The sequence below is a fragment of the Nonomuraea sp. NPDC004354 genome, assembly GCF_053602555.1.
The window spans coordinates 382,467-408,987 of record NZ_JBSGDV010000005.1; the positions used below are offsets into that span (position 1 = coordinate 382,467).

The window sequence follows — 26,521 nt, forward strand, 5'->3', positions numbered from 1 at the left end:
ATTGAACAGAGAAGTGTCAACACTTCTCATACAAGTCCTGGTACAGGGCCTCGATCTCCCTTCCAGGAATAAGTGGACACCGCATCCACTTAGGCGTAGTGGACACAATGTCCGGTTAGTCGTCGGAAGGAGACCATGGTGGACACCAGCATGATCGGAGTCGTCTTCGGCAGCCTGACGCCGCCCGAAGAGCTCACCGAGGGGGCGGCGCTGGCCGAGCGGCTCGGCTTCGCGCAGCTGTGGTTTTCCGAGGACTGCTTCTTCACCGGCGGCCTGTCCGGCCTCACCCAGCTGCTCGCCGCCACCCAGGCGGTGCCCGTCGGTCTGGGTCTGGCCAGCGTGGTGACCAGGCATCCGGCGATCCTGGCGATGGAACTGGCCGGACTGGCTCGCATGTACCCCGGACGCGTCCGGGCCGCCGTCGGCCTGGGCAACACCCACTGGCTACGGCAGATGGGGTTGCTGCCCGAGCGTCCGCTGACCGCCGTCGTCGAGACCTTCGACGTGGTGCGGGAGCTGCTGGACGGCGAGCGGGTCGACCGCCGGACCGCTACCCACGAGCTGAACGGCATCCGGCTGGAGTTCCCGCCCCGGCAGCCCCCCGAGCTGTGGATCGGGGCGGTCAACCAGCGCGCGCTGCGGGCCGCGGGCGCCAGGGCCGACGGAGTCCTGCTGTCGGTTCTCGCCGGCCCTTCGTACGTCGCCTGGGCCAGGGAACAGGCGGCCGTGGCGGGCCGGCCGGCTCCCCCGGTCACGGCGTTCGTCCTCGCCTCGGTCTCCGATGACGCCCGGAAGGCGCGGGAGGCGGTACGGGAGGCCGTCGGCTTCTTCCTGAAGGCCGAAGCGCACACCGCGCTGGTCGGCCGGTCGCGCTACGGCGCCGAGATCCGGCAGCGGGTCGCCGCCCTGGCCGACGGGCAGCCGCTGGCCGTCGAGGACGCCTGGATCGACGAGTTCGCCGCCGCCGGCGACCCCGAGCACGTACGGGAGCGGCTCCAGGGGTTGCTCGACGCCGGCGCCGACTCGCTCGGCCTGTGGCTGTTCCCGCCCGACCGCCTCACCGACCAGCTCCACCGGATCGCCGCGGACGTCCTCGGCCCGACCCGCTGACCGGACGGTGCCGTGCATGCCCGGACGCCCGTTCGGAGAGGTGACGTGGGGGCATGGCCGATCCGTACAAGACCGCAGGCCGGCGGCCGGGAAGGATGGGGGCATGGATATCGACAAGGTGAGAGCGTTCATGGCCGGTCACGCGCGGCTGCTGGACCGCCGCCGCTTCGAGCTGCTGGCCGGTACGGGCACGCCCGAGGCGACGCTGGCCGCGCTGGAGGGATACCGCAACGCCGACGGCGGCTACGGCTGGGGCCTGGAGCCGGACCTGCGCTCGCCGGAGAGCCAGCCGGGGGCGGCACTGCACGCCTTCGAGGTGTTCGAGGAGGCGCCGAGCCCGCGGGCCGCCCAGCTGTGCGACTGGCTGGAGACGGTGACGCGGCCCGACGGGGGGTTGCCGTTCGCGCTGCCATTGACCGTCCCCGCCGCCACCGCGCCGTGGTGGCGGGACGCGGACACCACGACGTCGTCGTTGCAGATCACCGCGGTGACGGCGGCGGCCGCCTGGCGGGCGGCCGCCCGTGACGGCGCGGTGGGCGGGCACCCGTGGCTGGCCCGCGCCACCGCCTACTGCCTGGAGGCGATCGCGGCCCTGAAGGAGCAGCCGCACGCCTACGTGCTGGCGTTCGCCGTCCGCTTCCTCGACACCCGGCCCGAGCACGCCGACCTGCTCGACAAGCTGGCCGCGTTCATCCCGCCGGACGGCGAGCTGCGGGTCGAGGGCGGCACGGAGGAGGAGAAGCTGCGGCCGCTCGACTTCTCGCCCTACCCGGAACTGCCGTCGCGGCGGCTGTTCGCGAAGGAGGCGGTGGCGGCGGACCTGGACCGGCTGGCCGCGCTCCAGCAGGAGGACGGCGGCTGGACCGTCGACTACGCGACCGTCTCCCCCGCGGGCGCGCTGGAGTGGCGTGGGGCCACCACCGTCCACGCCATCGATGTCCTGCGCCGCAACGGGAGAATCTAGGCGGCGGCCACCGCTTCGGGGTGTGGCACGACGCGCCGCCGTACGGCGAGGCCGAAGGCCACGACGAGCAGCCCGCACGCCCCGGACAACGCGAAGGGGGCGGCCGGCCGCCACAGGTCGTACAGCCAGCCACCGACCCCGGAGATGACGAAGATCCCGATCGCGCCGCAGAGGACCTGCACGCCGAAGGAGGAGCCGCGGTAGCGGGCCGGCACCTGCTGGGCGAGCAGCGGCCCGGCCGTGGTGATGACGCCGATCTCGCCGAGGCCGATGAAGGCGGCCACCAGCATCATCCCCGGCCCGAGCGGGTCGCTGACCAGCAGGGTCGACAGGTAGGCGGCGGCGGCGACGGCCTGGGCGAGGATGACGACGTGCTGCCGCCGCATCCGGTCGCCGAGCCAGCCGAACAGCGGCGCGCCCACCACGATCACCGTGTAGGCGATGCCGACGACGGCGCCGCTCCTGGCCAGGGCCTCGGTGGCCGACATGCCTCGTACGGACGTGGCGTGGTCGGCGATCCACAGCGACAGGAAGCTCGCCACGAGGGCCAGATCGGCCCGCGCCACGAAGGAGGCGGCGTAGGACAGCGCCACTCCGGGGTCGCGGGCCAGTCTGACGCCCTCGGCGATCAGCCGCGTCAGCGGCACCCTGGGCGTCTCGGCCGCGCCCAGGGCCGGCGAGAGCGTGTGGCGCAGCGCCAGGGCGCCGAGCAGGACGAGCGCGGAGACGACCAGGAAGCCGGTCCTGGCGGCGGCGGTGGGCTCCATGCCGCCCTCCTCCAGCATGCTGGGCAGCCTGACCAGCACCAGCACGGCGATCATCGCGCCGATGCCGCTGAAGAGCCCGAGCCAGCCGTACGCCTTGCCGCGCGCGTGGTCGCGCACGTAGTCGGCCGTGATCGCGGACATCGTGACGTGCAGGGCGGCGATGCCGAGGGCGAACAGGACGCGCAGCGCGACGAGGACGGCCGTGTTGCCGGCGAACGGGTACAGCGCCGCGCCCGCCGCGCACAGCAGGAGCCCGGCGACCGCGACGGGTCGCCTGCCGATCCGGTCGGCCAGCGCGCCGTACCAGGTCAGGCTGAGGATCAGCGCCACCTCCGCGGCGATCTGCAGGTAGCCGGTGATCCTGCCGAGGTCGCCGGAGGACAGCCGCAGGACCTCGTTGAGGATGTACGGCTGGCCGGCCGGCAGGAAGGTGATGACGGCGGTGCCCAGGAACCCGAGCCCCATGCAGGCCCACAGGTTGGTCTTGCTGATGCCGGGCGTCGCGTCCAGACCTAACATGCGCACGATCATCGCAAGACAAGACGTAGATCGTCTAGGTTTGCCTCATGAGCAGTGAGCGGGTTCCTCCGGGTATCAGCGCAGTTGTCCCCAACGTGGCGCGGATGTACGACTACTACCTGGGTGGCAAGGACAACTTCGAGGTGGACCGGCGTGCCGCGGAGAAGGTCCTGGCGCTCATCCCCGAGGTCAGGGGCGATGCCCGCAACAGCAGGGCGTTCCTGCAGCGGGCGGTCCGCCACCTCAGGCAGTCGGGCGTCGACCAGTTCCTCGACATCGGCTCGGGCCTGCCGACCGCCGGCCACGTCCACGAGGTGATCGACGGCGCGGAGGTCGTCTACGTCGACAACGATCCCGTCGTCCTGACCCACTCCAGGGCCCTGCTCGGCCACTCCCCCGGCGTCACGGTCCAGGAGGGCGACCTGCGGGAGCCGGAGAAGGTCATGGCCGGAGCGGCGCAGGTGCTCGACCTCGAGCGGCCCGTCGCGCTCCTGGTGGTCTCCCTGCTGCACTTCATCACCGACGCGGAGGACCCGGGCGGCATCATCCGCCGGTACCGCGACCTGCTTCCCGCCGGCAGCCACCTGGTGCTGACACACGTCGCGCCCGACACGATGCCGCAGAAGGCCGGCGAGGTCAGCGCCGTCTACCGGAACGCCTCCTCGCCGTTCACCACCCGGCGCCGCGACGTGTTCGAGAGCTTCCTCGAGGGGTTCGAACTGCTCGAGCCCGGCATCGTCAACACCCGCGAGTGGCGTCCCGACGCGACCACCGACAGGTCGTCCGTCAAGGGCGACTACCACCTGTGCGCGGTGGCCGCCAAGCGCCCCTGACCCGGCGCCCGCCCTCGCGACCGCAGGGCCGGCCTCGCCCGGCGGCGGACCGCCGAGACCCCCCGACCTCGCCGGCCGCCGCCCAGCGCGCGGTGCCGGCAACGGTTGCGAGTAATGAGTTCTTTTCTCTTTACGAGTTTTCCCCGAGACCCTTCCAGGGCTTTGCTGGAAGCGTCCGACCAAATGAGCACGTGTTGACTGAAAATTTCTCCATGGGCGCACCTCACCGCTTTGGGCGCTGGTCCGTCCCCCAAGCCGACGAGCGAGCCTGAAAGCCGCCTGAGACGCCTGTCGAGATCCCTGAAAGCGCTTTCAGGAGGCCGTCATGGCTCGCTCACGTATCGTCTTCTCGCTGTCGCTCGTCGCGGCCATAGCTCTGGTGGCACTGGTGATCGGAGTGGTGGGAGGCCGGGCGACGAGTTCGGCCGCTCAGGGGACCGGCGGAGGCGCGGGCGGGGCGGCGAGTGGCAAGAAGATCGACGTGGTCATCAAGGCGAGTGATTCCTCGTTCTGGCAGACCATGATCGCCGGGGCGAAACACGCGGGCGGAGACTTCGGCCTCAACGTGAGCACCTTCGGCCCCACGTCAGAGACGAACATCGACGAGCAGGTGCAACTGGTGGAGAACGCCATCTCCCGAGGCGTTGACGGGCTCGTGATCGCGCCCAACTCCTCCAGCGCCCTGAACTCGGCGATCGACCGGGCGCGCAAGGCGGGGCTCAAGGTCATCACCGTGGACAGCCGCGTGACCACCGCCTCGGAGGGCTTCATCGGCACCGACAACGTCAAGGCCGGGATGCAGGCAGGCAAGCGCATGTGCGACCTGCTCAAGGCGCTGAACAAGACGAGCGGCGGCGTCATGATCGAATCGTCCGTGGCCGGCATCCAGTCACTGGTCGCCAGGGACGCCGGCTTCAAGCAGGGCCTCGCGCTCAACTGCCCGCAGGTCAAGGTGGTACTGCAGCGCTTCAACAACAACGACATCAACACCGCGGCGTCGCAGGTCAACGACGCGCTCACCGCCAACCCCGACCTGGCGGGCGTGTTCGCGGACAACAACACCTCGGGAGTCGGCGCGGCGCGGGCGATCCAGGACAACAAGGTGGCTGACACCGTCCCCGTCGTGGCGTTCGACTCCGACCCGCAGGAGAACGCCGCGCTGGCCGCCGGCACCATCGACGCGCTGGTGGTGCAGAACCCCTACTTCTTCGGCTACCAGGGCGTTCTGGGGGCCGGAATGGCCACGGTCGGTCGCATCCCGCCGCGTGACATCGACCCCGGCGCCGTCGTGGCCGACAAGGAGAACATGAACGAGCCGGATGTGAAGCAGTTGCTCAATCCGCCGACGATGAAGGCGGAATGATGATGGAACCCGTCGTCGAGCTACGTGACGTCTCCAAGGCCTTCGGGCCCGTGCAGGCGCTCAGCAACGTCTCGCTCCGTCTCGTTCCCGGCCAGGTGAACTGCCTCGCCGGGGAGAACGGCGCGGGGAAGTCGACCCTGATCCGGGTGCTGACGGGCGCGCTGCGCCGCGACAGCGGCACCTACGAGATCGACGGCCAACCGGTCACCACGCCGACCCCCGCGCACATGCGCACGGCCGGCATTCAGGCCGTCTACCAGGAGCTCAGCCTGCTCCCGCACCTGTCGGTCGAGGAGAACCTCTTCATGGGACGTCTTCCCGCGCGCAAGGGGATCATCGCCAGGGCCCGGTTGCGGTCCCATGCCAGGAAGGCGCTCGACGAGGTCGGACTGACCGACATCAGCCCCGCCACTATCGTGGAACGGCTCCCCGCGGCCACGCGCCAGCTCGTGGAGATCGCCAAGGTGCTGACCGCCGACTCCGTCAAGGTGATCGTGTTCGACGAGCCGACCACAGCGCTGACCGAGGCCGAGTCCGAGCGACTCCTGGAGCACATCCGGCGGCTACGCGAGCGCGACATCGCGATGCTCTACGTGACCCACCGGCTGGAGGAGATGTTCGAGATCGGCGACTGGGTGACCGTATTGCGGGACGGGGGCCTGTCCGAGGAAGGGCCGATCAGCAACTACGACGAGGACCGCCTGATCACCGCGATGGTCGGCAGGGAGATCAGCTCGCTCTACCCGGAGACCCACCGGCACGCGGGAACGCCCGCGCTGCGGGTCAGGGGACTGCGCCGGTTCGAGAACTCGCCGGCCATCGACCTCCACGTCGGATCAGGAGAGATCCTCGGCATCGGAGGGCTGCTGGGGTCGGGGCGCAGCGGGTTGTTGCTGTCCATCTTCGGGGCGTCCCCCATCGTGGCCGGTGAGGTGGAGGTCGAGGGCAAGTCCGTGAAACCGTCCGGACCGCGCACGATGATGAGCACCGGGGTAGGACTGCTGACCGAGGACCGCAAGGTGCTGGGGCTGCTGCCGCAGCTGTCGATCCGGGAGAACGTCACCATCGCCAGCCTGCGCACCGGCTCCCGGCGTGGTCTCCTGCCCGGTCGTGAGCAGGTCGAGGAGGCCGACCGGCTGCTCGACAGCCTGCGGCTGCGGGCCGGTTCCTACGCCCAGCCGGTGTCGACGCTGTCCGGCGGCAACCAGCAGAAGGTGCTGCTCGCCCGATGGCTGCTCACCAAGCCGAAAGTACTGATGTTCGACGAGCCCACGAAGGGCATCGACGTCGGGGCCAAGGGTGAGCTGTACACGATCATCGGCGACCTGGCCGCGAAAGGGTTGGGGATCATCGTGGTCTCGTCGTACCTTCCGGAGCTGCTGGGGCTCGCGGATCGCATCCTCGTGCTGCGCGACGGGGCGGTCGCGGGTGAGCTTCCCGGATCCGCCACCGAGGAGGACGTGCTCCACCTGGCGAGCGGTACCGCAGGCGCCGAGACGCCGCCGACCCGAGAGCCCACGGTGGCCCCGGGCGTGACTCCACCGACTCAGGAGGAGTGAGCCGAAATGCCGAAGCTGATCTGGCGTGAGCCGATCGAGACCACGACGATCGTCAACAGGCCGCCCGGGGGTGCGGAACCCGGGCTGGCGACGGTGCCGAAGGCCAGGGAGGCGCCCGAGCAGGTGGCCGAGCCCCGGCGACGGGTCGTCACGCTGGGCGACATCGCAGGACGAGAGAGCGGCGGCCTCGTCGTGCTGCTCGTGGCGGTCGGTGCCCTCACGCTCGCCAGCGACGAGTTCCTCACCGCCAACAACCTGGCCAACCTCGCCCGGCAGGTCGCGATCTTCGGGATCATCGCGGTCGGCGAGCTCCTGGTCATCCTGACCGCCGGGATCGACCTGTCGGTCGGGTCGGTCCTGGGCCTGACCGGCGCCACCACCGCGCAGCTCCTGGTCGCCGGCATGCCGATCCTGCCGTCGATCCTGCTCGGCGTGGGGATCGGCACCGCTCTCGGGATCGTCAACGGTCTGCTGGTGACCCGTGCCCTGCTGCCACCGTTCATCGCGACCCTGGGCATGCTCGGCATCGCCCGTGGAATGGTGTTGCTCAGCACCGACGCCCAGACCATTCAGGGCGTGCCGGAGTCGTTCCAGGCGATCGCCAACGGCACCGTCCTGGGCATTCCCAACCTTCTCATCATCGCCCTCGCGGTCACCGCCGTGATGTGGTTCGTGCTCACCCGGACGGTCTTCGGCCGCTACATCTACGCCGTCGGCTCGAATCCCGAGTCGGCCCGCCTCGCGGGTGTGCCCGTGCGCCTGGTGACGGTCTCGGTCTACATGATCTCAGGCATGCTGGCCGGTCTCGGCGGGGTGCTGCTCGCCTCCCGGCTGGGAGCGGGCATCCCCACCGCGGGCACGGGCTTCGAACTGAGCGCGATCGCCGCCTGTGTCATCGGCGGCGCGAGCCTGTTCGGCGCGAAGGGCAGCGCCATCGGCGCCTTCACCGGAGCACTGATCATGGGAGTGCTCAACAACGGTGGCAACCTGCTGGCGATCAACGCCTTCTACCTCCAGATCGCCATCGGTGTGCTCATCCTGGTCGCGGTCGGGTTCGACCAGCTGAACACCAGGCGGTCGGCGACCAGCGGCGGTTGACGACGGCCTGCGCTCCCGGTCGGCGGTCAGCGGGCGCCGGCGGCATGGCGCTGCCGCCATCTGTCGATCAGCGGGACCAGCTCGTCGAGCATGTAGGCGTAGAAGTCCTGCATCTCGCTCACCGCGCTGGCCGGATGGCGACTGCGCCGAACCGACACCATCAAGGCCTGAACAGCAGCCCCTTCCGCGGCACGGCCTGCCGTACGGAACGGGCTGCTGTCCCCGACCGGCATGACCTGGACGGGCACGGCTGACTTGCCGGAACGAACGGCGGCGTCCCCGCGTGCCCCGCTCCGGTCACCCCTGCCGACCTCCCCGGACCGGCTTGGGTCAGGCGCCGACGCTCTGATAGTGGCGCAGCTGCCCCGCCCAGATCCGGTAGGCCACCGCGAACAGCGCGACGCCCAGCAGGGGGCTGGCGTAGGCCAGCGGCATGACGGCCTTGCCCAGCACGACGGTCGCCGGCACGTACGCGACGAACGCGACCGGCAGCACGAACGTCAGCACCCACTGGGTGACGCCGCCGAAGACGCTCATCGGATAGGAGCCGAACCGGCTGAAGACGTCGTCGACGAAGACCCGCAGCGCGAAGGTGTCGAGCATCCGCAGCGCCGTCGACGACAGGGCGAGGAAGAAGGCCGCCTCCACCAGCGCGCCGCCGACGACGGCGGCCGCGCAGAAGGCGAGCAGGCCGGGCGTCCAGGCGATGCCGGCGGCACCGCCCGCGACGGCCAGCAGGACGACGCCGACCAGCAGGTCGCCGAGCTGGCCCACCCCCATCCGCTTGGCCATCACCTGGACGAGCGGGTTGAGCGGGCGCAGCAGGATCCTGTCGAACTCGCCCTCGCGGACCAGCCAGTCGATGCCGATGAGGCTGCTGAGCGGCAGCATGCACAGCGCGTGGGCGGTCAGGCGCATGCCGTACAGGAAGGCGATCTGGGGCAGGCTCCAGCCGGCCATGCTGGGGAAGGTGTGCATGATCACCCAGATGAAGGCGAAGCCGCTGCCCTGGTAGACCGCGCCGGTGAGGATGCCGATGACGGTGTTGAGCCGGTACTGCATGGCGCCGCGCATGGCGGCGCGCTGCAGCCGCCAGTACAGGCGCAGCGTGCGGGTGAGCTCAGCCACCGTTGATCACCACCCTGCGGTGCGCGAGCCGCCACAGCGCCCACAGCAGCGCCCACAGCGCCGCGATCCACGCCAGCTCCACCAGCAGCGCGCGGGCGATCTCGGCGGAGGACAGCCGGCCGACGTAGATGGCGGCCGGGACGTAGCCCAGGTACTTGAACGGCAGCGCGTCCGCCAGCACGCCCAGCGCCCCGGGGAAGAACGAGAGCGGGACCATCGTGCCCGCGAAGAACTGGCTGACCAGGCGATACAGCAGCGAGATCGCGCCGGTCTCCATCGTCCAGAAGCCGATCAGGCAGATCAGCAGCGCCATGAGCAGGCCGATGACGTACCCGAGGGCCAAGGTCACCGCGTACGGCAGCGCGTGCGAGGTGGGGGTGATCGAGCCGACCAGCAGCACCACCGGCACGACCGGGGAGAGCAGCAGCAGCGCGCCCGCGGTGTGGCCGGCCTGGAAGGCGGCCATCTGCGGAAGGTAGCCGACGGGCCTGGCCAGGTCGAAGAACACCGTGCCGGTGCGGATCCGGAAGTGGGCGAGGCGCGTGATGACCGGCATCGTGGCGAACGTCTGCAGGTTGGCCAGGGTGAGGTAGGCCAGCAGCTGCTCCAGCGTGAGATCGGCGGCCTGCCTGCGCTCGCCGTACACCGCGGTCCACACCATCCGCAGCAGGAACACCTGCGCGATCAGCGTCAGCGACGTCAGGACGACCTCGCTGCGATAGGCGAACTGGAAGCGCAGGCCGATGCGGGCCATGCCGCGTAAGGACCGGATCATGCGGCGTAGATCCTCTTGATCACGCTCTCCAGGTCGGGCTCCTCGATCGACAGGTCGCGGACGGCGTGGTTGGCCAGCAGGTCGGGGACCTTCAGTCCCTCGGTGAGCTCGTAGGTGTGGCTGCCGTCGTCGGTGTGCACCACCAGCCTGCGGGGTGGCGCGTAGGCGCCGACCAGGTCCTCGATGCCGCCGTCGTAGAGCACCCGGCCCTTGTCGATGAGGATGATCCGCTTGCACAGTGCCTCGACGTCGGCCAGGTCGTGCGTGGTCAGCAGGACGGTGGTGCGGCCGGCCCGGTTGGTGTCGAGGATGAACTCGCGTACGGCCTGCTTGGCCAGCACGTCGAGCCCGACGGTCGGCTCGTCGAGGTAGAGGATGGGCGGCTCGTACAGCATGGCGGCGGCCAGGTCGCCGCGCATGCGCTGGCCCAGGCTGAGCTGGCGGACGGGGGTGGCCAGGAAGTCGTCGAGCCCGAGCAGGTCGCGCATCCTCTTCATCGACGCGGTGAAGCGCGCGGCGGGCACGTCGTACAGGTCGCCGACCAGGCGCAGCGACTCGATCAGCGGCAGGTCCCACCACAGCTGGCTGCGCTGGCCGAAGACCACGCCGACGGCGCGGGCGTTGGCGTGGCGGTCGCGCCACGGCACCCGGCCGGCGACCTCGACGACGCCGCTGGTGGGGGTGAGGATCCCGGTCAGCATCTTGACGGTGGTGGACTTGCCGGCGCCGTTGGGGCCCAGGTAGCCGACGACCTCGCCCTCGGCGATGTCGAAGCTGATGTCGTCGACGGCGGTGCGCTCGTCGTACTGGCGGGTCACCAGCGTGCGCAGGGCGCCGAAGGGTCCGCCGAACGTGCGCGGGCGACGGAAGATCTTGGTCAACTTCTCGACGCGGATCACCCGTCAATTTCTTTCAGACATGTGCGGCAGTCGGCAAATTACTTTCTGTGCGCGTCGCCGTTTATGGTTGCAGGGTAACGTTGCGGCAAACGACTTCGAGGCGTCTGGTGTCTGATCTTGCATGGGTGGAGCGGATCCGAGCGGATTTCGCGCATTGGGTGCTCGCATTGCCCGCCGAACATCCCGGCGTGGGGGCGCTCCTCGACCAGCACGTCGCCGCCGTACGGCACGCCATCCGCTCCATCGGCGAGCAGGTGGGCCACACGGCACTGCTCAGCTACCTGATCGGCTTCTGGGACGGCGCGCACGAGAAAGGGTGGCGGGCCCCCGAGCCCGGCCACCCTCTCGACTTCGCCACGCTGCGGATGAGCGCGGTGTGCCTGATGCTCTCCCCCGCGACCTGACGCTTCTCCGTCCATCTCGTCGGGAGGGCGCGGGCACCGGCTCACCTCGGCGGCGGCTCACCGGGGCCTGGCCGGTAACCGCCGGCCTCACCAGGGCGTGACTCGTAGCCGCCGGCCTCGCCCGGCCGTGGCGGGTAACCCCCGGCCTCGCCTGGGCGTGACTCGTAGCCCCCGGCCTCGCCCGGACGTGACTGGTAGCCGCCGCCCTGTGCCGGCTGGGCCGATCCCGGCGCTCCGGCCCGCGCCGGGGCCGGAGCGGTCGCGGGTGCCTCCGCCCCCGCCATGGCGTCCCGGCGTCCGCGGTCGTAGGCCGCCGTCTCGGTGCGGATGGCGTTGGTCTCCGCCTCGGCCCTGCTCAGCCACGCCTCCCAGCGCTGCTGCATCGGTTTGACCAAGCCGCCGCCGAGGCCGACGATCAGGACGCCGGCCACCGCCGCCAGGAACGCGATCAGCACCGGCATGGTGACCGTGGTGGCGATCTCGATCTGGTTGAGCGCGGCGATCACGCCGAGGGCGATGATGAACACCTGCGCGATCGTGGCGAGCAGGCTGCCGTACGACAGGCCGCCCAGCGCGGCGCTGACGACGTCCTTGACCGCCCTGGCGATCGCCGTGGCCACGACGATGATGATGATCGCGACCGCGGCCTTGGGCAGCCAGGCCACCACGCCGCCGAGGAGCGCGCTGATCGGGTTCGGCCCGAACACCGAGAACGAGATCTGCAACGTGATCAGCAGCACCGCGTAGTACACGAGCTTGGCGATGAGGTCCGACGCGTCGTAGCGGCTGCGTTCCATCATCCGGCCGACGCCGCCGCGCTCGACCCAGCGGTCGAACCCGATGCGCGTCAGCCCCTTGTCGACGATCTTGTACAGCAGCTTGGCGATAACCCAGCCGACCAGCAGGATCACCAGGAACGCGACGAACTTGGGAACGAAGCTGGCGGTCGCCGTCCAGGCGTCGACCAGCCCTCTTCTCCAATCGTCAGGATTCATGGCTCAGGTTCCCCCCTCCAGCCTTGTCCAGCCTGGCACGGGACCCCTGCCCCTTTACCTGGTGACTATGCGCGACCTGCGGTGACGCCCGGCGTCAGCGGGCGAAGCCGGCTACCGCCGCGAGAATCTCCTCACGCATGGTGTCGCTGCCGGTGTGCCCGGAGTCGTCGACCACCACGAGCCTGGCGTCGGGCCACGCCTGGGCCAGTTCCCACGCGGTCCCCAGCGGCGACCCCAGGTCGAAGCGGCCGTGGATGAGCACGCCCGGGATCCCGGCCAGCCGGTGCGCCTCACGCAGGAGGACGCCCTCCTCCAGCCAGGCGTCATTGGCGAAGTAGTGCGCGCAGATCCTGGTGAACGCCGCCAGCTCGGCGGGGGGCCGGTCGCTGTAGGCGTTCGGCTTGCCGTTGGTCTCCAGGGAGATCACTGTGTCCTCCCATGTGGCCCAGTCGTTGGTGGCCTTGGCCCGCACGTCGGGGTCGGGGTCGGCCATCAGCCGCGCGTAGGCCGACAGCAGGTCGCCGTCGCGGTCGGCCTCCGGTACGCCCTCCCTGAAGCGCTGCCACTGCTCGGGGAAGAACGCGCCCACGCCCTTGTAGAGCCAGTCGGTCTCGGAGCGGCGGGTCGTCGTCACCGCGACGATGACCATCTCCGAGACGCGCTCCGGGTACGCCTCGGCGTAGGCCAGCATGAGCGTCGAGCCCCACGAACCGCCGTACAGCAGCCATCGGTCGACGCCGAGATGCTCGCGCAGCCGCTCCATGTCCGCGATGAGATGGTGGGTGGTGTTGGTGGTCAGGTCCGTGGCCGGGTCGGCGGCGTGCGGCAGGCTCCGGCCGCAGTTGCGCTGGTCGAACAGGATGATCTTGTAGCGTTCCGGGTCGAAGGTGCGGCGATGGCCGGGCGTGCAGCCCGAGCCTGGCCCGCCGTGGACGACGAGCGCGGGTTTCCCCTCGGGGTTGCCGCAGACCTCCCAGTAGACGAGGTGGCCGTCGCCGGTGTCGAGGTGGCCGTGGTCGTAGGGCTCGATGGGGGGATACATGCCGGGTCCTTTCCGTCAGAAAATACAACAGCACTGTTATATTAGGGCCATGGAACCACGCGAGGTGCTCGGCACGCGCCTGCGCCTGCTGCTCGACCTGCTCGACGACGGCGTGACGGCGCTCTACCCCCAGCTCGGCCTGGACGGCTTCCGCCCCCGCTACGCGCCGGTCCTCCGGCAACTCGCCCTCGAGGGTCCGAGCTCCATCCGCGACCTGGCCCGCGCCATCGGCGTCACCCACTCGGCCGCCAGCCAGACCGTCGCCCAGCTGGCCAGGGAGGAACTGGTCGGCCTCTCCCCCGGCGCCGACGCCCGCCAGCGGATCGTCCACCTCACCCCGAAGGCCGAGGCGCTGCTGCCCGCGATGGACGAGGAACGGCTGGCGACCGACGCCGCCGTGGCCGAACTCGAGGCCGAACTCCCCTACCCGCTCACCCGCCTGGTCGACGAGGCGCTGGAGGCGCTGCGCCGCCGTCCGATGCGGGAGCGGACCGGCGCGGCCGCCCGGCGCCGCTGACGCTCAGCGGAGAGCGGCCGCGACGTCGGCGGCCGGGCCCGGAGGCAGCGCGCCGTGCAGCAGCTCGACCCGGTGGGTGAGGCGGGGCGCGAGCACGGGGACACCCCGGCCGGCCGAGGCGGGCAGCAAAGTCAGGCCGTGTCCCGCCTCGACCAGGTTGCGCACGGTGTGCACGTCGTCGCCGGTGTAGGCCAGGCCGGGGCGGAAGCCGTCGCCCAGCAGGTCGCGCAGCCGCTCGAGCGGGCACAGCGTGGTCTGCAGCCACACCGCGTCGACCAGGTCCGCCAGCCGCAGGCCCGGTCGGCCGGCGAGCGGATGGTCCGACGGGAGGGCGACGACCAGGTCCTCCTCCGCGATGCCCACCGCGGTCAGCGGGCCGACGTCCGGCAGGCGCAACGGGTCGCTGGGCGCGGCGATGCCGTCGATCATCCCCAGATCGGCGCGCCCGGCGGCGACGTCGGCCGCCACGGTGTCGCGGTCGACGGTGGCCAGCGTGAGGTCGAGGCGGGGGTGGGCGGCGCGGGCACGCGCCAGCCGTACGGCGATCGAGGCAGTGACGGCCAGCGGCGAGGCGGACACCGCCAGCCGGCGGGCGGGCCCGGCCGCCGCGCGGCGCACGTCCGCGCGCGCCGCCTCCACGCGCAGCAGCAGCGGGCCCGCGTGCTCCAGCAGCCGGACGCCCGCCTCGGTCGGCGCGACCGGACGGCGGTGCAGCAACGGCATGCCGAGATCGGCCTCCAGCGTGGCGATCTGCTGGGAGACCGCCGACTGGGTGTAGCCGAGCTCCTCGGCCGCCGCCGAGAACGACCCCCTGCGGGCGACGGCGACCAGAGTCCTGAGCAGGTGCGGGTCCATCCCTAGAGTGTGACGCGCACCAGGTTCCTCGTGCGCAGCGCGTACAGGGCACGGCCGTCGGGCGCGGCTGCCAGCAGCGGCTGGGTGCCGTAGGCCTGCGCGTCCAGCCCGTCGACCACGGTGGAGATCGTCATGGCCGACGGGTCCAGCCGGTAGATCGTCCTGCCGTCGGTGCCGTAGAGGCGGCCGTGCGTCTCCACGAGCGTGCCGCTGCGCGCCGCGCTCAGCGGCACCTGGACGGTGCGGGTCACCTCCCTGCGCCACGGGTCGAACTCGAACAGCACGCCGGTGTCGGCGACGCCGTACAGCTTGCCGCGGTGGGCGACGAGGTCGGAGATCGACGTGGCGCCCTGTACCGGCACCAGCGACCAGCGGACCCGCTTGGTCCGCAGGTCGAAGGCGGCCAACTGGGCCTCCTTCTCCACCGGGGTGGTGCCGAGGCCGCCGGCGATCTCACTGGCGACGTAGGCGGTGCCGAGCATGCTGGTGACCGAGCGGACGGACTGGTTCCTGACGACGTTCCTGAAGGTCTCGATCGTGTCGCGGCGCGGGTCGTAGAGGGCCAGGGCGCCGCCGTGCAGGCCGTACTCCGGCTGGGTGCCGACCAGCAGCCGCCCGGAGAGCGGGTCGTAGTGGGCGTCCAGCGGGCGGTTCTGCTCCTCGCCCACCCGGGTCAGGCGCCTGAGCTCGGTGCCGTCGGGCCGCATCCCGAACAGGTAGGCCAGCGTGTAGACCGACAGGTAGACCTGCTTGCCGACGACCGTCATCGCCTTGGCCTCGCCCGGCAGGAAGGTGCGCGTGCTCGCGCCACCGGCCAGGTCGTGCACCTGGATGCCCGCCTTGCCGCTGACCAGCACCTGCTCACGGGTGGCGGTGACGGCCATCGGCAGCTCCGGCGCCGGCGGCATGCCGGCCTGCGTGAGGTCGACCCCGGTCAGCTCGCCCGTGGCCAGGTCGTACTCGACGACCGAGCTGGTGAGCACGCCCGTCACCTTGCCGCCACCGACGAAGACGCGGTTGAACGCCGCCCCGTCGTACGGCACCGCCAGCCTGTCGAGCTTCGCGGTGTCACGGTCGTAGCGGTAGAGCGTCCCCGACGGCCTGGTGCCGAAGTAGACGTCGTTGTTGGGCGCGTCGATGCCGATGGCGGTGACGTAGGAGTCGCCAGGGGCGTCCACCAGCGTGTGGCGGGACGGGTCGGCGGTCTCCATCAGCATGAGGTCGCCCGTCGCCGACAGCCCGGCGGCCAGCAGGCCGCCCTCCAGCGCCAGCGTGGCGACGAAGGTGCGGTCGGCCAGCTCGGCCGGCAGGATCTCGCGCTTGGCGCCGGTGGCCCGGTCGATGGCGACGAGATGCGCCTTCGCGCCCACGCCCGCGTAGATGGTGGTCTCGTCGACGGCGATGCTGCGCACGTACTGCTCGCCCGGCACGACCTGGCCGAAGTCACGGGTCTGGCCGGTGGCCGGGTCGTATTCGACCACCCGCCCGCGCGGGTAGGTGCCCGCGTAGATCTTGCCGTCGGGGGCGGCGTCCAGGCACCAGATGAAGGGGTCAGGCTTGACGTCGGCGACCTTCGTGGCCGTGCCGGTGCGCGTGTCGACCTTGTGGATGTCGCCGGGGGTGTAGGTGCCGACGTACAGGTCGGTGCCGACGGCCGCCGCGGCCCAGGTACCCTCACCCGTCGGCAGCTCGGTCACCGAGGTCACCGTGCGCCGGGCGGGGTCGTAGGCGCCGATCCGTGTCGGCGCGATGCCGCCGGTGCCCAGGTAGAGCCGGTCCCCGACGAACTCGGCCGCGCTGATGGAGGTGACCTCCGACGCGGGGCCCAGGTCCTCGACCACCGGCGCGGCGGCGGCCGGGGCGGGCACGCCCGACAGGGCGACGACCAGGGCCGTCGCCAGCGCGGCGGCGAACCGTGTCCTTCTCATCGATGTGCCTCTCGTGTGGTGCTCAGAAGGCATGGCGGTACAGCCTTCCGACGATCTTGTAAGAGGGGGTGCCGGGGTCGTCGGTGGCCAGGCCGTCGAGGCTCTGGGCGACCGGGACCGGCTCGGTGATCGTGGAGGTCGACCAAGGCGAGGCGCATGTCGTGTTCCTCTCTGGAACCGAGCACAGCGAGGCCCGCCATTACGGGCCGGGCCGATATTGGGCCCATTCGTACCATGCACGGAATCGATCGAGCAAGGCCTGTCACGATCACATACGCGCACACATCAGGAATGCTTATGGGCCCACCAGGAATCATCGTTGGCGCTTAACCACCCTCGCTCGACAGGATGGGGGGCATGAGAATCGCCCTGGTCGGAGACCGGTCACCCAGCGTCCGCTCGCACGCCCGCATCCCTCAGATCCTCCAGTCGCTGCGCGAGCGGGAGGGGCTGGCGCTCGACGCGTACTGGATTCCCACGCCCGACGCCACCGACCTGGAGGGCTTCGACGGCATCTGGGTTCCACCCGGCAGCCCATACCGCAGCGAGGAAGGCGCGCTCAACGCCGCGCGCACCGCGCGCGTGCACGGCATCCCCTTCCTCGGCACCTGCGGCGGCTTCCAGCACGCCATGCTGGAGTACGCCAGAGGCGTTCTCGGCCTTGACGTGGCCCACGCCGAGAACGACCCCGCCGCCCGCGACTTCCTGCTGCTGCCGCTGGAATGCTCCCTGGCCGGCCACGAAGGCCTGGTACGGCTGGCCCCCGGCTCCCTCGTCGAGCAGATCATGGGCTCGTCCACCACCGTCGAGCGCTACAACTGCTCCTACGGGCTGAACGCCGACTACGAGCAGCGCCTCGTCGACGGCGGGCTGAGGTTCACCGGACGGGCCGACGACGGCGCGATCAGGGTGGCCGAGATCCCCGGCCACCCGTTCTTTCTGGCCACCCTCTTCCAGCCCGAACTGCACGGCGACGGCTCCCGGCCGCACCCGGTCATCACCGCCTTCGCCACCGCCGTCAGCCGTGCCAAGGTGGCGGTGCGCTGATCGCGCTTGATCTCAAGCGCGGTTGAGGTTGCAGGATCGCATCCATCCCGTGGAGTCATCCCGGTGCTGACGAGAGGATGGTCATGCGAGTCGAGATCTACGTCGACGTGCTGTGCCCCTGGTGCTACATCGGCAGGAGACGCGTCGCGGCGGCGCTGGCGGACATGGCCGAACGCGACCGGCTGGAGATCGTCTGGCGGAGCTTCGAGCTGGCGCCCGACGCGAGCCGGACGCCCGGCCAGTCGGCCGCCGAGGCGCTGGTCGAGTGGTGGGGCGAGCAGGCGCCCGCCAGAGCCGCCAGGATCAGGGCCGTCGGCGCCGCGGAAGGGCTGGACCTCGACCTGCACGCCGCCCGCCCGGTCAACACCTTCGACGCCCACCGGCTCAGCCACCTGGCCGCCCGCCACGGCCTGGCCGACCAGGCGATGGAGCGGCTGTTCCGCGCCTACCACACCGAAGGACGCAACGTGGCCGACCACACGGTGCTGGAACACCTGGGCGTGGAGACCGGGCTGGACGCGGACGAGGTGCGGGAGATGCTCGCCGGCGACGCCTACGCCGCAGAGGTCAGGGCCGACGAGCGCCGCGCCGCCGAGCTGGGCGTCACGGGGGTCCCCACCCTGGTGATCGACGGCGCGCCGCGCTTCTCCGGCGTCCAGCCGCCCGCCGTTCTGCGCGAACTGCTGGAGCGGGGCCTGGCACGCGAGACGGTTCGCGGGTAGGGCGAGGTCGTGCGGCGGGGCCGCCGCCTCTTCCCGGACGCACCGGTTCGCCGGGACGGGTCTGCTCGACGGTGCCATTCTCCGGGGCTCGGTCGCGGATTCCCGGGCACGCCGGTTCGCAGGCACGGGCCTGCTCGACGGGCGAGTCACCGGGGCCCGGCCCTCGGTCCCGGCGGGAGGTGCGCGGTCAGGCGCGGGTCTTGGTGCGGCGGCCGGCGGCTAGGTCGTGCCGTTCCGCCCGGGAGGGCCGGTCACAGGGCGTGATCGCTGGGCCAGCCGGACCAGACGCAGCAGCGACCACCGCATGAACGCCCTGGCCACCGGGCGCACCAGCGCACCGAGCGGAAGCGACAGCTCCTCGGCCCAGACGAGCCGGCCGCCGACGATCCTGAAGACGCCCGTGCCGCGTACCAGCCGGCCCGTGTGCCTGACCGCGACCGTCGTGGGCGGCTCCCACCGGGTGACGACCATCGTGTCGAGGAAGCCCACCCGCCAGAGCCCGGTGAAGGCGGCCAGCTCAGCGCCCACGCCATGGCCGTCACCCGAGACGGCGCGGGCGGTGGTGAGGGCCATCCACTCCCGGTGCCGCGGCCAGTCGGTGAGCACCTGGAACAGGCGCTCGGCAGGCACCGTCGTCGGCACGGCGACGGCCATACGGGTCGACATGATCCCTACTCTACGGGCGACGCGACGCCCGGCGGGACGCCCGCGCGGCCTGGGGGCGGCGGGACGCTCGGGGGTGCGCCGCGCAGCAGCCGGCCAGCTCGGCCAGCGCGGCGGGCAGCTCCGGCGGCTCGGGCACCTCGGACTCCACGCCGAGCGTCCCGATCAGGCGGACCGGCAGCGCCTGGCCGAGTACGACGTGTTCGAGTGCGGCGCGGGCTACCTGCGGATCCAGGCCACCAGACCGCCGACCCTCGCGTACGGCCTGCACGACGCGCCGCTGGGCCAGCTGGCGTGGATCGTGAGGGGCGGCCACTTCGCCGCGTTGGAGCAGCCTGACCTGCCGGCCGCCGACATCAAGGCGTTCTTCGGCGCCCTCTGGCGACCAGTGGCCGGCGTGCGGGACCCGCGGGGCAGCCGGTTTCGCCAGCGACCGCTGACTCGCTTGCGGATCACCGGTGGGCAGCCGCTCAGTCGAAGCTGACGGCGGGCGGCTTGCCCGGCTCGGCGAAGGCGAGGAGCGCGACGGCCTCGGCCTCGATCTCCTCGCGCTGGGCAGCGGTCAGCGGCCCGAACGGCGAGACGGTGACCGCGGCCTTGTCACGCTTCCAGATGCCGTGGACGTAGCCGTCGACCAGGACGGTGCCGTGGACCTGGCCGTTGATCGTGATGACGCGCTTGCGGTGCTCGTCGGAGATGACCCTGGTGCGGTCGGCGTGGCCGAGCACGAGGTTGTCGAAGGGGGCGACCAGGCGCACGGGGGCCGGGGTGTCCTCCTCGGGGCGCGGCGCGTCGGGCAGGTCCAGCACGCCGCCGCCCAGATCGACCAGGTCGAGCCGGGCGGCGGCCGCGCGCAACCCGGTGAGCCCCGACCAGGCCTGCATGTCGGCCACCGTGGCCGGGCCGAACGCGGCCAGGTAGCGCCGTAACAGCTGGTCGAGCGCGGGCTCGGGGTCGAGGTCACGGCCCAGCCATGCCTCCACCGGGGTCAGGACGGCATCGCCCGCCCTGCCCCACACCCCGCGCGGCGGCACCTGGACCATGGGCAGCAGAGACCGAAGGATCACCGGCAGGTCGCCGGGCGCGGCGTCGGGGAAGCGCTCGGCCAGCAACGGGGTCATGGCCTTCACCGACAGCGGCCGCTCGGTCAGCAGCGCCCGGCCGGCCGCCACGACGGCGTCGCGGTCGACGCCGTCGACCCGCCTGGCCGCCAGGGCACGGGTGAGCATGGGCTGGATGAGCGGCCTGATGGCCAGGCAGTCGCGGGCGCTGACCAGGTGGACGGTGCCGCGCATGAGCGTGATGCGCACGACCTGCCGGCTGACCAGCAGCTCCGACAGCTCCTGCGGCTGGAAGCTCGCCATGCGCGACCAGAGCCCGAAGTAGGGCGGGAGGGGCGCCTGGGCCTGCAGTCCGACCAGGTGCTCGATGACCTCCATGGGGTTCATCGCATGCCGGCGCAGGAGCAGCTGCCTGGCAAGGGTGGCGCGGTTGAGCGCCCGCTGGCTGATCACGGCACCCACCCTAGGGCGAGCCACCGACATTCCATCAGCCGCGACCGGCCGACGGTGACACCCGCGCTTCGATCGGGGGGCCGGCCAGGACACGGCGAAAGGCAGGCAACTGTGTGAGCGGGTCCCCTCAGTGTTGACGCCTCCGAAGCCCTGCGTTCGACTGAACATCTTGAGCGGTGCGCTCGGTGACGCAGGCCGGCCACCTGGGGTCGGACTGGACGTGGCGTGAGCCGCCGGGTCCGAGGTGTTCGCGCGACGCAACCGAGAGGCGTCATCGGGCCTTGGCACGCGGACAGCGAACCGGGAGCGGCCGGGGTCTGGGCCGGGAATGTGGTCGGCGTCGAAGAATGGACCCGGGGGTCGTGCCGGGCGTGGCCTCAACCGCCGGCCGGGTGTGGCCTCGCCCGGCGGTTGCGGGAGACGCAGGCCACCGGCAAGACTCTCGGTGATCGTGATGGGCGGTCCACGAACTGGCCGAGGAAACATGAGCCGCGACGTCATCATCAGCCTGCAGTTCGAGCGCGACGTGGACTTCGAGGAAATCCTCGACCGGCTCGCCCGGGCGGGCTGGGAGTTCCTCCGTGACGAAGACTCCGTCTGGTACATGGTCGGCTTCGACTGGAAGGATCTGCCGCTGGAAGGCCTGGCCGAGGCGAGACGCGAGATGCGGGCCTCCTACGAGGCCGGAGAAACGGTAGGCGTGACCGCCAGGCTGCCCGACGGCGGCTTCTTCGCGAACGTGATGTTCCACGAGGACAGGGCGTCGGTCTCGCTGATTCCCCTGCTGGAGTACCGCACCTTCGCGCGCGTGCCCGAGTTCGTCGATCTGGGGTGGTACGTCGAGAGCTTCCTGGCGCCTTGTCGGGATCTCCGGATCGTGCGAACGGAGGCGAGCGACCAGCGGTGAGCGCAAGGGCCTCGACGCCGGCCCCGGTCACGTTCGTCACCGCCGGAGCGAGCGCCTGCGCCTGTCCAGCGCGCCTGCCGACCGTGCACCGGTGCCGTGGAAGGGGCAAGGGGGCGGTGGGGTGTCAGGCCGAAGGCCAGTGTCTGAGGGCGACGTCGAGGGCGTCCAGGGTTCTGGACCACGAGGTGTCCACCGCGCGCGGGTGGCGGTCGAACCGGCCCGAGGTCTCCAGGGACACGTATCCGTGGAGCGTGCTGTGCAGCATCCGTACCGCGTCCGTCTGGTCGGGGTCCGACAGGTCGTAACCGCGCAGCATCGCCCGCGTCATCTGCGCGTGCCGGGCTGCCGCGCGGGTGGCCGAGGTCTCCGGGTCGAGCTCGATCTGGGCCGCGGCGTACCTTCCCGGATGTTCCTTCGCGTAGTCCCGGTAGGCGTTGGCGAAGGCCACCAGCGCGTCCTTGCCCGCGCGGCCGGCCAGCGCGGCGCCGACCCTGTCGGCGAGCTCCGTCAGGGCCAGCTCGGCCACCCGTACCCGCAGGTCCTGCGCGTCCTTGATGTGCGTGTACAGCGCTGCGGGCTGGACGCCGAACCCGCGGGCGAGCGCCGAGACGGTCACGTTCTGGAAGCCGATCTCGTCGGCCAGGTCCGCCGCCGCCCGGGTCAGGCGCTCCGCGGTGACTCCCGCGCGTGGCATCTGCCGCCTTCCTCGCTCACTCAGCGGGTCTCCCCGCCCATGACACCGCTCACCGGGCGTGACTGACATCCACGCGTCCTTCGTCGCCCGCTCCAGGAACGAGACCAAGCGTCTCACCTTTCCCAAGACTTCACCGACAGCGCTCCCGGCCTGGTGGGCGGCGCGCAGCAGGCCGCGGGGGGGCGGGCGACCGGTTCGCGACCACGGATGACTGGCTGGAGTCTCGGCGCTCGTTCTCGTTCGGGCCGCACGACGACCCGGCGGACGTCGGGTTCGGGTTCCTGCTCGCGCACAACGACGAGACGCTTCCCCCTGGCACCGGCTTCGCGACGCACCCACACCAGGACCTGGAGATCGTCACCTGAGTACTGCGGGGCTCGCCGGCAACGGGCGGCGGTCGCAATGGCGATCCGCTGGCCGGTACCAGCGACGACCGCGGCTCCGGCAGGCGCTCATGCGAACGCCGAAAGTCACGATGAGCCGGTTTTGAGCGGCACGGCTCCTCACCGAACCTTCGTCTCACGATCACCTCCCGTACGGCCGGCCGCCTCGGTGATCGTCGATACTCGTGGCCCATGAGCAGATCGCGCGTGGTCACGGTTGCCACGATCTTCAGTGCCGCGCTCGCGGCGTTGCCCGGGGCGGCCGACGCGGACAGGCGCCCCTTCGACTTGCAGGCTCACCGAGGCGGGCTGGGGCTGGTGGTGGAGGCCACTCTGCCCGCGTTCGCCAACGCGCTCGAGCTGGGTGTCAGCACGTTGGAGCTCGACGTGCAGATCACCGAGGACGGCCAGGCGGTCGTCACTCACGACCGGAGGATCAGCAACAGGAAGTGCAGGGATACCGCGCCTGCCGTGCCGGGCGATCCCGAGTTCCCCTACGTCGGCAAGTACATCAACACGCTGACCCTCGAGCAGGTCAGGACGATGGACTGCGGCTCCATGACGCTGCCGGAGTTCCCAGGCCAGCGGCCGGTTCCCGGTGCCAGGATGGCGACCCTGCGCGAGGTGTTCGAGCTGGTGGAGCGCTATCGCGCGCGTCGCGTCATGCTCAATGTCGAGACCAAGGTCGAGGCCGGCGCGCCGCATGAGACGGCGCCGAGGGAGCAGTTCGTGCAGGTGACGCTGGCGGAGATCCGGCGGGCCGGGCTCATGCGGCAGGTCACCATCCAGAGTTTCGACTGGGGCGCGTTGATGCGGGTGCGCGAGGTCGAGCCGCGGCTGCCGATCGTGGCCCTGACCAACCGCGACTTCCTGCAGACCGGGAAGCCGGGGGCCTCACCCTGGCTTGGTGGCATCGACATCGACGATTTCGGCGGGGACCCGCTCAAGGCGATCAAGTCGTTCGGCGCTGACGCCTTTTCGCCGGTGCACGGGTTCCCGCAGAACGGAAAGGTGACGGACCCGGGCTACCAGCCGTACGTCACCAGGGAGATGGTGGATCAGGCGCACGGTCTGGGCATCAAGGTGATTCCATGGACCGTCGACGACGAGCCCACCTTGAACAAGCTCGTCGACGACGGGGTGGACGGGATCATCACCGACTACCCGGACCGGCTGCGGCAGATCATGGCCGAGCGTGGCTTCAAGCTGCCCAAGCAATACCGACCCAAGCCGTGATGAACTCGCGGCGAGAGCCTGACAGTCGCGCGGGGCGAACGAACCGGCCCGCGCCCTCGCCACGGGTGAGGCTGAATCGCCGGAGCCAAGGACGGCACTCCTGCAGGAGGGCAGCCGGTCTCAGTCGGCCGGTTCGCCTTCGATGGAGGCGAACCGGCCGTGGTGGCGGACGTGCAGACCTTGACCTTGTCTGCCCTCAGGACAGGAAGCGCAGCACCGCCAGGACGCGGCGGCTGTAGCCGGTGGTGTGGGACAGGCCGAGCTTGTCGAAGACCGCGTTGACATGTTTCTCGACCGCGCTCTGCGACACGTACAGCGCCTCGGCGATGGAGGCGTTGGTGTAGCCCTGCGCCATGTGCTCGAGCACCTCGCGCTCGCGCGGGGTCAGCCTGGTCAGCGGGTCGGTCTGGGTCGTGCGGGCCAGCAGCTGCCGTACCACCTCGGGGTCGAAGGCCGCGCCTCCGGCGCCGACGCGCTCGAGGGCGTCGAGGAAGTCGGCGACCTGGGCCACCCTGTCCTTCAGCAGGTAGCCGACGCCGGACACGTCGCCGGTCATCAGCTCGGTGGCGTACTTCTTCTCCACGTACTGCGACAGCACCAGCACCTTGACCTCCGGCCAGCGGTGCCTGATCTCCAGTGCGGCGCGCAGCCCCTCGTCGGTGTGGTTGGGCGGCATGCGCACGTCCACCACCACGATGTCGGGCCGGTCGGCCTCGACCGCCGTGACGAGGGCGGCGCCGTCGCCGACCGCGGCGACGACGTCGTGTCCCTCCTCGGCCAGCAGCCTGGCCAGGCCCTCGCGCAGCAGCGTGGAGTCGTCGGCGAGCATCACCCGCATGGCAGCTCCGCCCGGATCACGGTGGGCCCGCCGGCGGGGCTGGAGACGGCGAAGGAGCCGTCGAGCGCGGCGACCCTGCGCGCCAGGCCGGACAGTCCGCCGCCCGCCGGGTCGGCGTCGCCCTTGCCGTCGTCCTCGATGTTCACGGCGATGATTGTCCCATCGGCGCGCACGTCGACGGTGATCAGGTCCGCCTCGGCGTGCTTGGCCGCGTTGGTGACCGCCTCGCACACCACGAAGTAGGCGGCCGTCTCCACCGCGCGCGGTGGCCGCCGGTCGAGCTCGCAGGTCACCTTCACCGGTACGGCCGAGCGGTCGGCGACGGCGGCCAGCGCCTCGCCCAGGCCGAGGGCGTCGAGACCGCTCGGGTAGACCCGCCAGGCCACCTCGCGCAGCTCCGCGAGGGCCTGCTGGGCCTCCTCGTGCGCCTGCGCCAGCAGTTCGGGGCGTCCGCGGCGGGCCCTGCCGATCACCATGGCCAGCGCGACGAGCCGCTGCTGCAGACCGTCGTGCAGGTCCCGCTCGATGCGGCGGCGCTCGGCGTCCACGGCGGTCAGGACGCCGGCGCGGGTCTCGGCCAGCTCGGCGATCCTGCGTTCGAGCGCCTCGGTGGAGTGCGGGCCGAGGGTGCGCAGGGCGAGCCGCCGTTCGACGGCCTGCACGCCCACGAGGCCCGACAGGTCGAGGAAGAGCAGCACCAGTCCCGCGACCAGGAAGTAGGCCAGCAGGCCGGGGGTCATGCGCATGCCGTCGAACGCCTCGCCGTGGCCCCAGGCCCACAGCACCTGGATTCCCACGTCGAGGCCGATGACGAGCAGGGCGACGACGATGCCGCCGAGGATTCCGAGGGGCAGCCGCAGGGCCAGGAAACGCAGGGCCTGACCGCGCGAGAAGTCGCCCACCCGCACGTCCAGCCTGCGCGCCTCCGTCGCCGCGACCCGGGCGAGCGCGGCGCCCATGCGGGGGTGGGCGAGCACGGGGAGCGCGATCAGCTCGGCGACGGCGCTCAGCGCTCCCAGCGTGACCTTAGCGACGACTCGCATGCCGGCCCTTGCGCCGCTCGGCCAGCCGTACGCCGACGAAGACGAGCACGGCGAGCACCACCGCGCCGATGACAAGGTTGGTGCCGATGCCGACGTAGCCCTCGACGAGCGACCAGTTCTCCCCGAGGACGTAGCCCGCCAGCACGAAGATCGTGTTCCAGATCGCGCTGCCGAGCGTGGTGAACGCCAGGAAGACGCCCAGCGGCATCCGCTCGACCCCGGCCGGGATGGAGATCATGCTGCGGAAGATGGGGATCATCCGCCCGAAGAACACCGTTTTCACGCCGTGCTTGGCGAACCATTCCTCGGTCTTCTCGATGTCGGAGACCTTCACCAGCGGCAGCCGTCGGGCGATCGCGGCCACCCTGTCCCTGCCGAGCAGCGCGCCGACCAGGTAGAGCGCGAGCGCGCCGACGACCGAGCCTGCCGTCGTCCACACCAGCGCCTCGATCAGGCCCATGCCGCCCTGTGCCGCGGTGAACCCGGCCAGCGGGAGGATCACCTCGCTCGGCAGCGGGGGGAAGAGGTTCTCCAGCGCGATGGCGATGCCCGCGCCGGGCGCGCCAAGGGTCTCCATGAGGCCTGTCGCCCAACCGGCGATTCCGTTCTCAGCAGTCATGCCTCAGAGCCTATGAGTGATCGAATATGCCCAGAATGAGGGCAACTGCCGAAATGCGGCTGTGGTAAACCACAGCTACGCCGTACGGTACGCTGTACG

Annotated in this window: 28 protein-coding genes; 14 read left to right on the top strand and 14 right to left on the bottom strand. The window is 71.1% G+C overall.

What is annotated here, in order from left to right; translation table 11 throughout:
- The first annotated feature begins 135 nt into the window (after nucleotides 1–135).
- Both ACWENQ_RS19050 and ACWENQ_RS19055 read left to right on the top strand, forming a co-directional pair.
- Nucleotides 136–1,110, top strand: a complete 975-nt coding sequence (locus tag ACWENQ_RS19050; RefSeq protein WP_452415381.1) for an LLM class flavin-dependent oxidoreductase — start codon at nucleotides 136–138, stop codon at nucleotides 1,108–1,110.
- 103 nt (nucleotides 1,111–1,213) lie between these two features.
- Entirely contained in the window at nucleotides 1,214–2,074 is an 861-nt protein-coding gene (locus ACWENQ_RS19055; protein ID WP_452415382.1) for a hypothetical protein, read from the top strand.
- On the opposite strand, the gene ACWENQ_RS19060 is transcribed toward ACWENQ_RS19055, so the two are convergent.
- Complete coding sequence (locus tag ACWENQ_RS19060) at nucleotides 2,071–3,360, bottom strand: MFS transporter (protein WP_449922200.1); 1,290 nt, start codon at nucleotides 3,358–3,360, stop codon at nucleotides 2,071–2,073. The genes ACWENQ_RS19055 and ACWENQ_RS19060 overlap by 4 nt on opposite strands.
- Before the next feature lie 47 nt (nucleotides 3,361–3,407).
- Between ACWENQ_RS19060 and ACWENQ_RS19065 the strand changes: the two genes are divergently transcribed.
- The 4 genes from ACWENQ_RS19065 (at nucleotide 3,408) to ACWENQ_RS19080 (ending at nucleotide 8,213) form a co-directional block, all read left to right on the top strand.
- On the top strand, nucleotides 3,408–4,193 hold the full coding sequence (locus ACWENQ_RS19065) for an SAM-dependent methyltransferase (protein ID WP_452415384.1): 786 nt from the start codon (nucleotides 3,408–3,410) through the stop codon (nucleotides 4,191–4,193).
- Between the two features lie 325 nt (nucleotides 4,194–4,518).
- A complete protein-coding gene (locus ACWENQ_RS19070) occupies nucleotides 4,519–5,556 on the top strand; it encodes a substrate-binding domain-containing protein (protein ID WP_449922197.1) in 1,038 nt (345 codons plus the stop codon).
- A complete protein-coding gene (locus tag ACWENQ_RS19075; protein ID WP_452415386.1) occupies nucleotides 5,553–7,115 on the top strand; it encodes a sugar ABC transporter ATP-binding protein in 1,563 nt (520 codons plus the stop codon). Before ACWENQ_RS19070 ends, ACWENQ_RS19075 begins: the two co-directional genes overlap by 4 nt.
- Before the next feature lie 6 nt (nucleotides 7,116–7,121).
- A complete protein-coding gene (locus tag ACWENQ_RS19080) occupies nucleotides 7,122–8,213 on the top strand; it encodes an ABC transporter permease (RefSeq protein WP_449922194.1) in 1,092 nt (363 codons plus the stop codon).
- 330 nt (nucleotides 8,214–8,543) lie between these two features.
- On the opposite strand, the gene ACWENQ_RS19085 is transcribed toward ACWENQ_RS19080, so the two are convergent.
- From ACWENQ_RS19085 to ACWENQ_RS19095, 3 genes are read right to left on the bottom strand one after another with little or no spacing between them, the layout of a single operon-like run.
- Entirely contained in the window at nucleotides 8,544–9,341 is a 798-nt protein-coding gene (locus ACWENQ_RS19085) for an ABC transporter permease (protein WP_449922193.1), read from the bottom strand.
- Complete coding sequence (locus tag ACWENQ_RS19090; RefSeq protein ID WP_449922191.1) at nucleotides 9,334–10,116, bottom strand: ABC transporter permease; 783 nt, start codon at nucleotides 10,114–10,116, stop codon at nucleotides 9,334–9,336. The genes ACWENQ_RS19085 and ACWENQ_RS19090 overlap by 8 nt, the downstream gene beginning before the upstream one ends.
- A complete protein-coding gene (locus tag ACWENQ_RS19095; RefSeq protein ID WP_452415387.1) occupies nucleotides 10,113–11,015 on the bottom strand; it encodes an ABC transporter ATP-binding protein in 903 nt (300 codons plus the stop codon). The genes ACWENQ_RS19090 and ACWENQ_RS19095 overlap by 4 nt, the downstream gene beginning before the upstream one ends.
- Nucleotides 11,016–11,140: 125 nt before the next feature.
- Between ACWENQ_RS19095 and ACWENQ_RS19100 the strand changes: the two genes are divergently transcribed.
- Entirely contained in the window at nucleotides 11,141–11,419 is a 279-nt protein-coding gene (locus ACWENQ_RS19100; protein WP_354918704.1) for a DUF6401 family natural product biosynthesis protein, read from the top strand.
- A gap of 41 nt (nucleotides 11,420–11,460) precedes the next feature.
- On the opposite strand, the gene ACWENQ_RS19105 is transcribed toward ACWENQ_RS19100, so the two are convergent.
- Both ACWENQ_RS19105 and pip read right to left on the bottom strand, forming a co-directional pair.
- Nucleotides 11,461–12,414, bottom strand: a complete 954-nt coding sequence (locus ACWENQ_RS19105) for a membrane protein (RefSeq protein WP_452415389.1) — start codon at nucleotides 12,412–12,414, stop codon at nucleotides 11,461–11,463.
- A gap of 94 nt (nucleotides 12,415–12,508) precedes the next feature.
- Entirely contained in the window at nucleotides 12,509–13,456 is a 948-nt protein-coding gene (gene pip / locus ACWENQ_RS19110) for a prolyl aminopeptidase (RefSeq protein WP_452415390.1), read from the bottom strand.
- 49 nt (nucleotides 13,457–13,505) lie between these two features.
- Here pip and ACWENQ_RS19115 point away from each other — a divergent pair, with 49 nt between their 5' ends.
- Nucleotides 13,506–13,973, top strand: a complete 468-nt coding sequence (locus ACWENQ_RS19115) for a MarR family transcriptional regulator (protein ID WP_449922186.1) — start codon at nucleotides 13,506–13,508, stop codon at nucleotides 13,971–13,973.
- A gap of 3 nt (nucleotides 13,974–13,976) precedes the next feature.
- On the opposite strand, the gene ACWENQ_RS19120 is transcribed toward ACWENQ_RS19115, so the two are convergent.
- Together ACWENQ_RS19120 and ACWENQ_RS19125 are read right to left on the bottom strand one after the other, a co-directional pair.
- A complete protein-coding gene (locus ACWENQ_RS19120; RefSeq protein WP_452415391.1) occupies nucleotides 13,977–14,828 on the bottom strand; it encodes a LysR family transcriptional regulator in 852 nt (283 codons plus the stop codon).
- Between the two features lie 2 nt (nucleotides 14,829–14,830).
- The gene (locus tag ACWENQ_RS19125; RefSeq protein ID WP_452415393.1) at nucleotides 14,831–16,756 is read right to left on the bottom strand and encodes a PQQ-binding-like beta-propeller repeat protein; all 1,926 of its coding nucleotides are present in this window, start codon (nucleotides 16,754–16,756) and stop codon (nucleotides 14,831–14,833) included.
- A gap of 357 nt (nucleotides 16,757–17,113) precedes the next feature.
- On the opposite strand from ACWENQ_RS19125, the gene ACWENQ_RS19130 reads away from it, so the two are divergent.
- Together ACWENQ_RS19130 and ACWENQ_RS19135 are read left to right on the top strand one after the other, a co-directional pair.
- Entirely contained in the window at nucleotides 17,114–17,803 is a 690-nt protein-coding gene (locus ACWENQ_RS19130; protein WP_449922182.1) for a CTP synthase C-terminal region-related (seleno)protein, read from the top strand.
- Nucleotides 17,804–17,886: 83 nt separating this feature from the next.
- Nucleotides 17,887–18,525, top strand: a complete 639-nt coding sequence (locus tag ACWENQ_RS19135; RefSeq protein ID WP_449922180.1) for a DsbA family oxidoreductase — start codon at nucleotides 17,887–17,889, stop codon at nucleotides 18,523–18,525.
- A gap of 219 nt (nucleotides 18,526–18,744) precedes the next feature.
- Here the strand turns inward: ACWENQ_RS19135 and ACWENQ_RS19140 are convergent, their stop codons facing one another.
- Entirely contained in the window at nucleotides 18,745–19,191 is a 447-nt protein-coding gene (locus ACWENQ_RS19140) for an SRPBCC family protein (protein WP_452415394.1), read from the bottom strand.
- Here ACWENQ_RS19140 and ACWENQ_RS19145 point away from each other — a divergent pair.
- A complete protein-coding gene (locus tag ACWENQ_RS19145; protein ID WP_452415396.1) occupies nucleotides 19,190–19,672 on the top strand; it encodes a hypothetical protein in 483 nt (160 codons plus the stop codon). The genes ACWENQ_RS19140 and ACWENQ_RS19145 overlap by 2 nt on opposite strands.
- Here the strand turns inward: ACWENQ_RS19145 and ACWENQ_RS19150 are convergent.
- Nucleotides 19,659–20,702, bottom strand: a complete 1,044-nt coding sequence (locus ACWENQ_RS19150) for a winged helix DNA-binding domain-containing protein (RefSeq protein ID WP_452415398.1) — start codon at nucleotides 20,700–20,702, stop codon at nucleotides 19,659–19,661. The two genes, ACWENQ_RS19145 and ACWENQ_RS19150, sit on opposite strands and share 14 nt — an antisense overlap.
- Nucleotides 20,703–21,186: 484 nt before the next feature.
- Here ACWENQ_RS19150 and ACWENQ_RS19155 point away from each other — a divergent pair, with 484 nt between their 5' ends.
- Entirely contained in the window at nucleotides 21,187–21,609 is a 423-nt protein-coding gene (locus tag ACWENQ_RS19155; RefSeq protein ID WP_449922175.1) for a hypothetical protein, read from the top strand.
- A gap of 124 nt (nucleotides 21,610–21,733) precedes the next feature.
- Here ACWENQ_RS19155 and ACWENQ_RS19160 read toward each other — a convergent pair whose 3' ends face one another.
- Nucleotides 21,734–22,303: a TetR/AcrR family transcriptional regulator gene (locus ACWENQ_RS19160; RefSeq protein WP_449922173.1), complete on the bottom strand. Its 570-nt coding sequence runs from the start codon at nucleotides 22,301–22,303 to the stop codon at nucleotides 21,734–21,736.
- Nucleotides 22,304–22,365: 62 nt separating this feature from the next.
- Here ACWENQ_RS19160 and ACWENQ_RS19165 point away from each other — a divergent pair, with 62 nt between their 5' ends.
- Both ACWENQ_RS19165 and ACWENQ_RS19170 read left to right on the top strand, forming a co-directional pair.
- A complete protein-coding gene (locus tag ACWENQ_RS19165) occupies nucleotides 22,366–22,668 on the top strand; it encodes a pirin family protein (protein ID WP_449922819.1) in 303 nt (100 codons plus the stop codon).
- Nucleotides 22,669–22,878: 210 nt separating this feature from the next.
- Complete coding sequence (locus tag ACWENQ_RS19170; RefSeq protein ID WP_452415399.1) at nucleotides 22,879–23,922, top strand: glycerophosphodiester phosphodiesterase; 1,044 nt, start codon at nucleotides 22,879–22,881, stop codon at nucleotides 23,920–23,922.
- A 196-nt stretch (nucleotides 23,923–24,118) separates the two neighbouring features.
- Here the strand turns inward: ACWENQ_RS19170 and ACWENQ_RS19175 are convergent, their stop codons facing one another.
- The 3 genes from ACWENQ_RS19175 to ACWENQ_RS19185 are packed head-to-tail and all read right to left on the bottom strand — an operon-like array spanning nucleotide 24,119 to nucleotide 26,422.
- Nucleotides 24,119–24,760, bottom strand: coding sequence for a response regulator (locus ACWENQ_RS19175; RefSeq protein WP_452415401.1), 642 nt, complete (start codon nucleotides 24,758–24,760; stop codon nucleotides 24,119–24,121).
- Nucleotides 24,751–25,803 (bottom strand): sensor histidine kinase, encoded by a 1,053-nt coding sequence (locus ACWENQ_RS19180; RefSeq protein ID WP_449922169.1) that lies wholly within the window; start codon nucleotides 25,801–25,803, stop codon nucleotides 24,751–24,753. Before ACWENQ_RS19180 ends, ACWENQ_RS19175 begins: the two co-directional genes overlap by 10 nt.
- Complete coding sequence (locus ACWENQ_RS19185) at nucleotides 25,787–26,422, bottom strand: DedA family protein (protein ID WP_452415403.1); 636 nt, start codon at nucleotides 26,420–26,422, stop codon at nucleotides 25,787–25,789. Before ACWENQ_RS19185 ends, ACWENQ_RS19180 begins: the two co-directional genes overlap by 17 nt.
- Nucleotides 26,423–26,521: the final 99 nt, after the last annotated feature.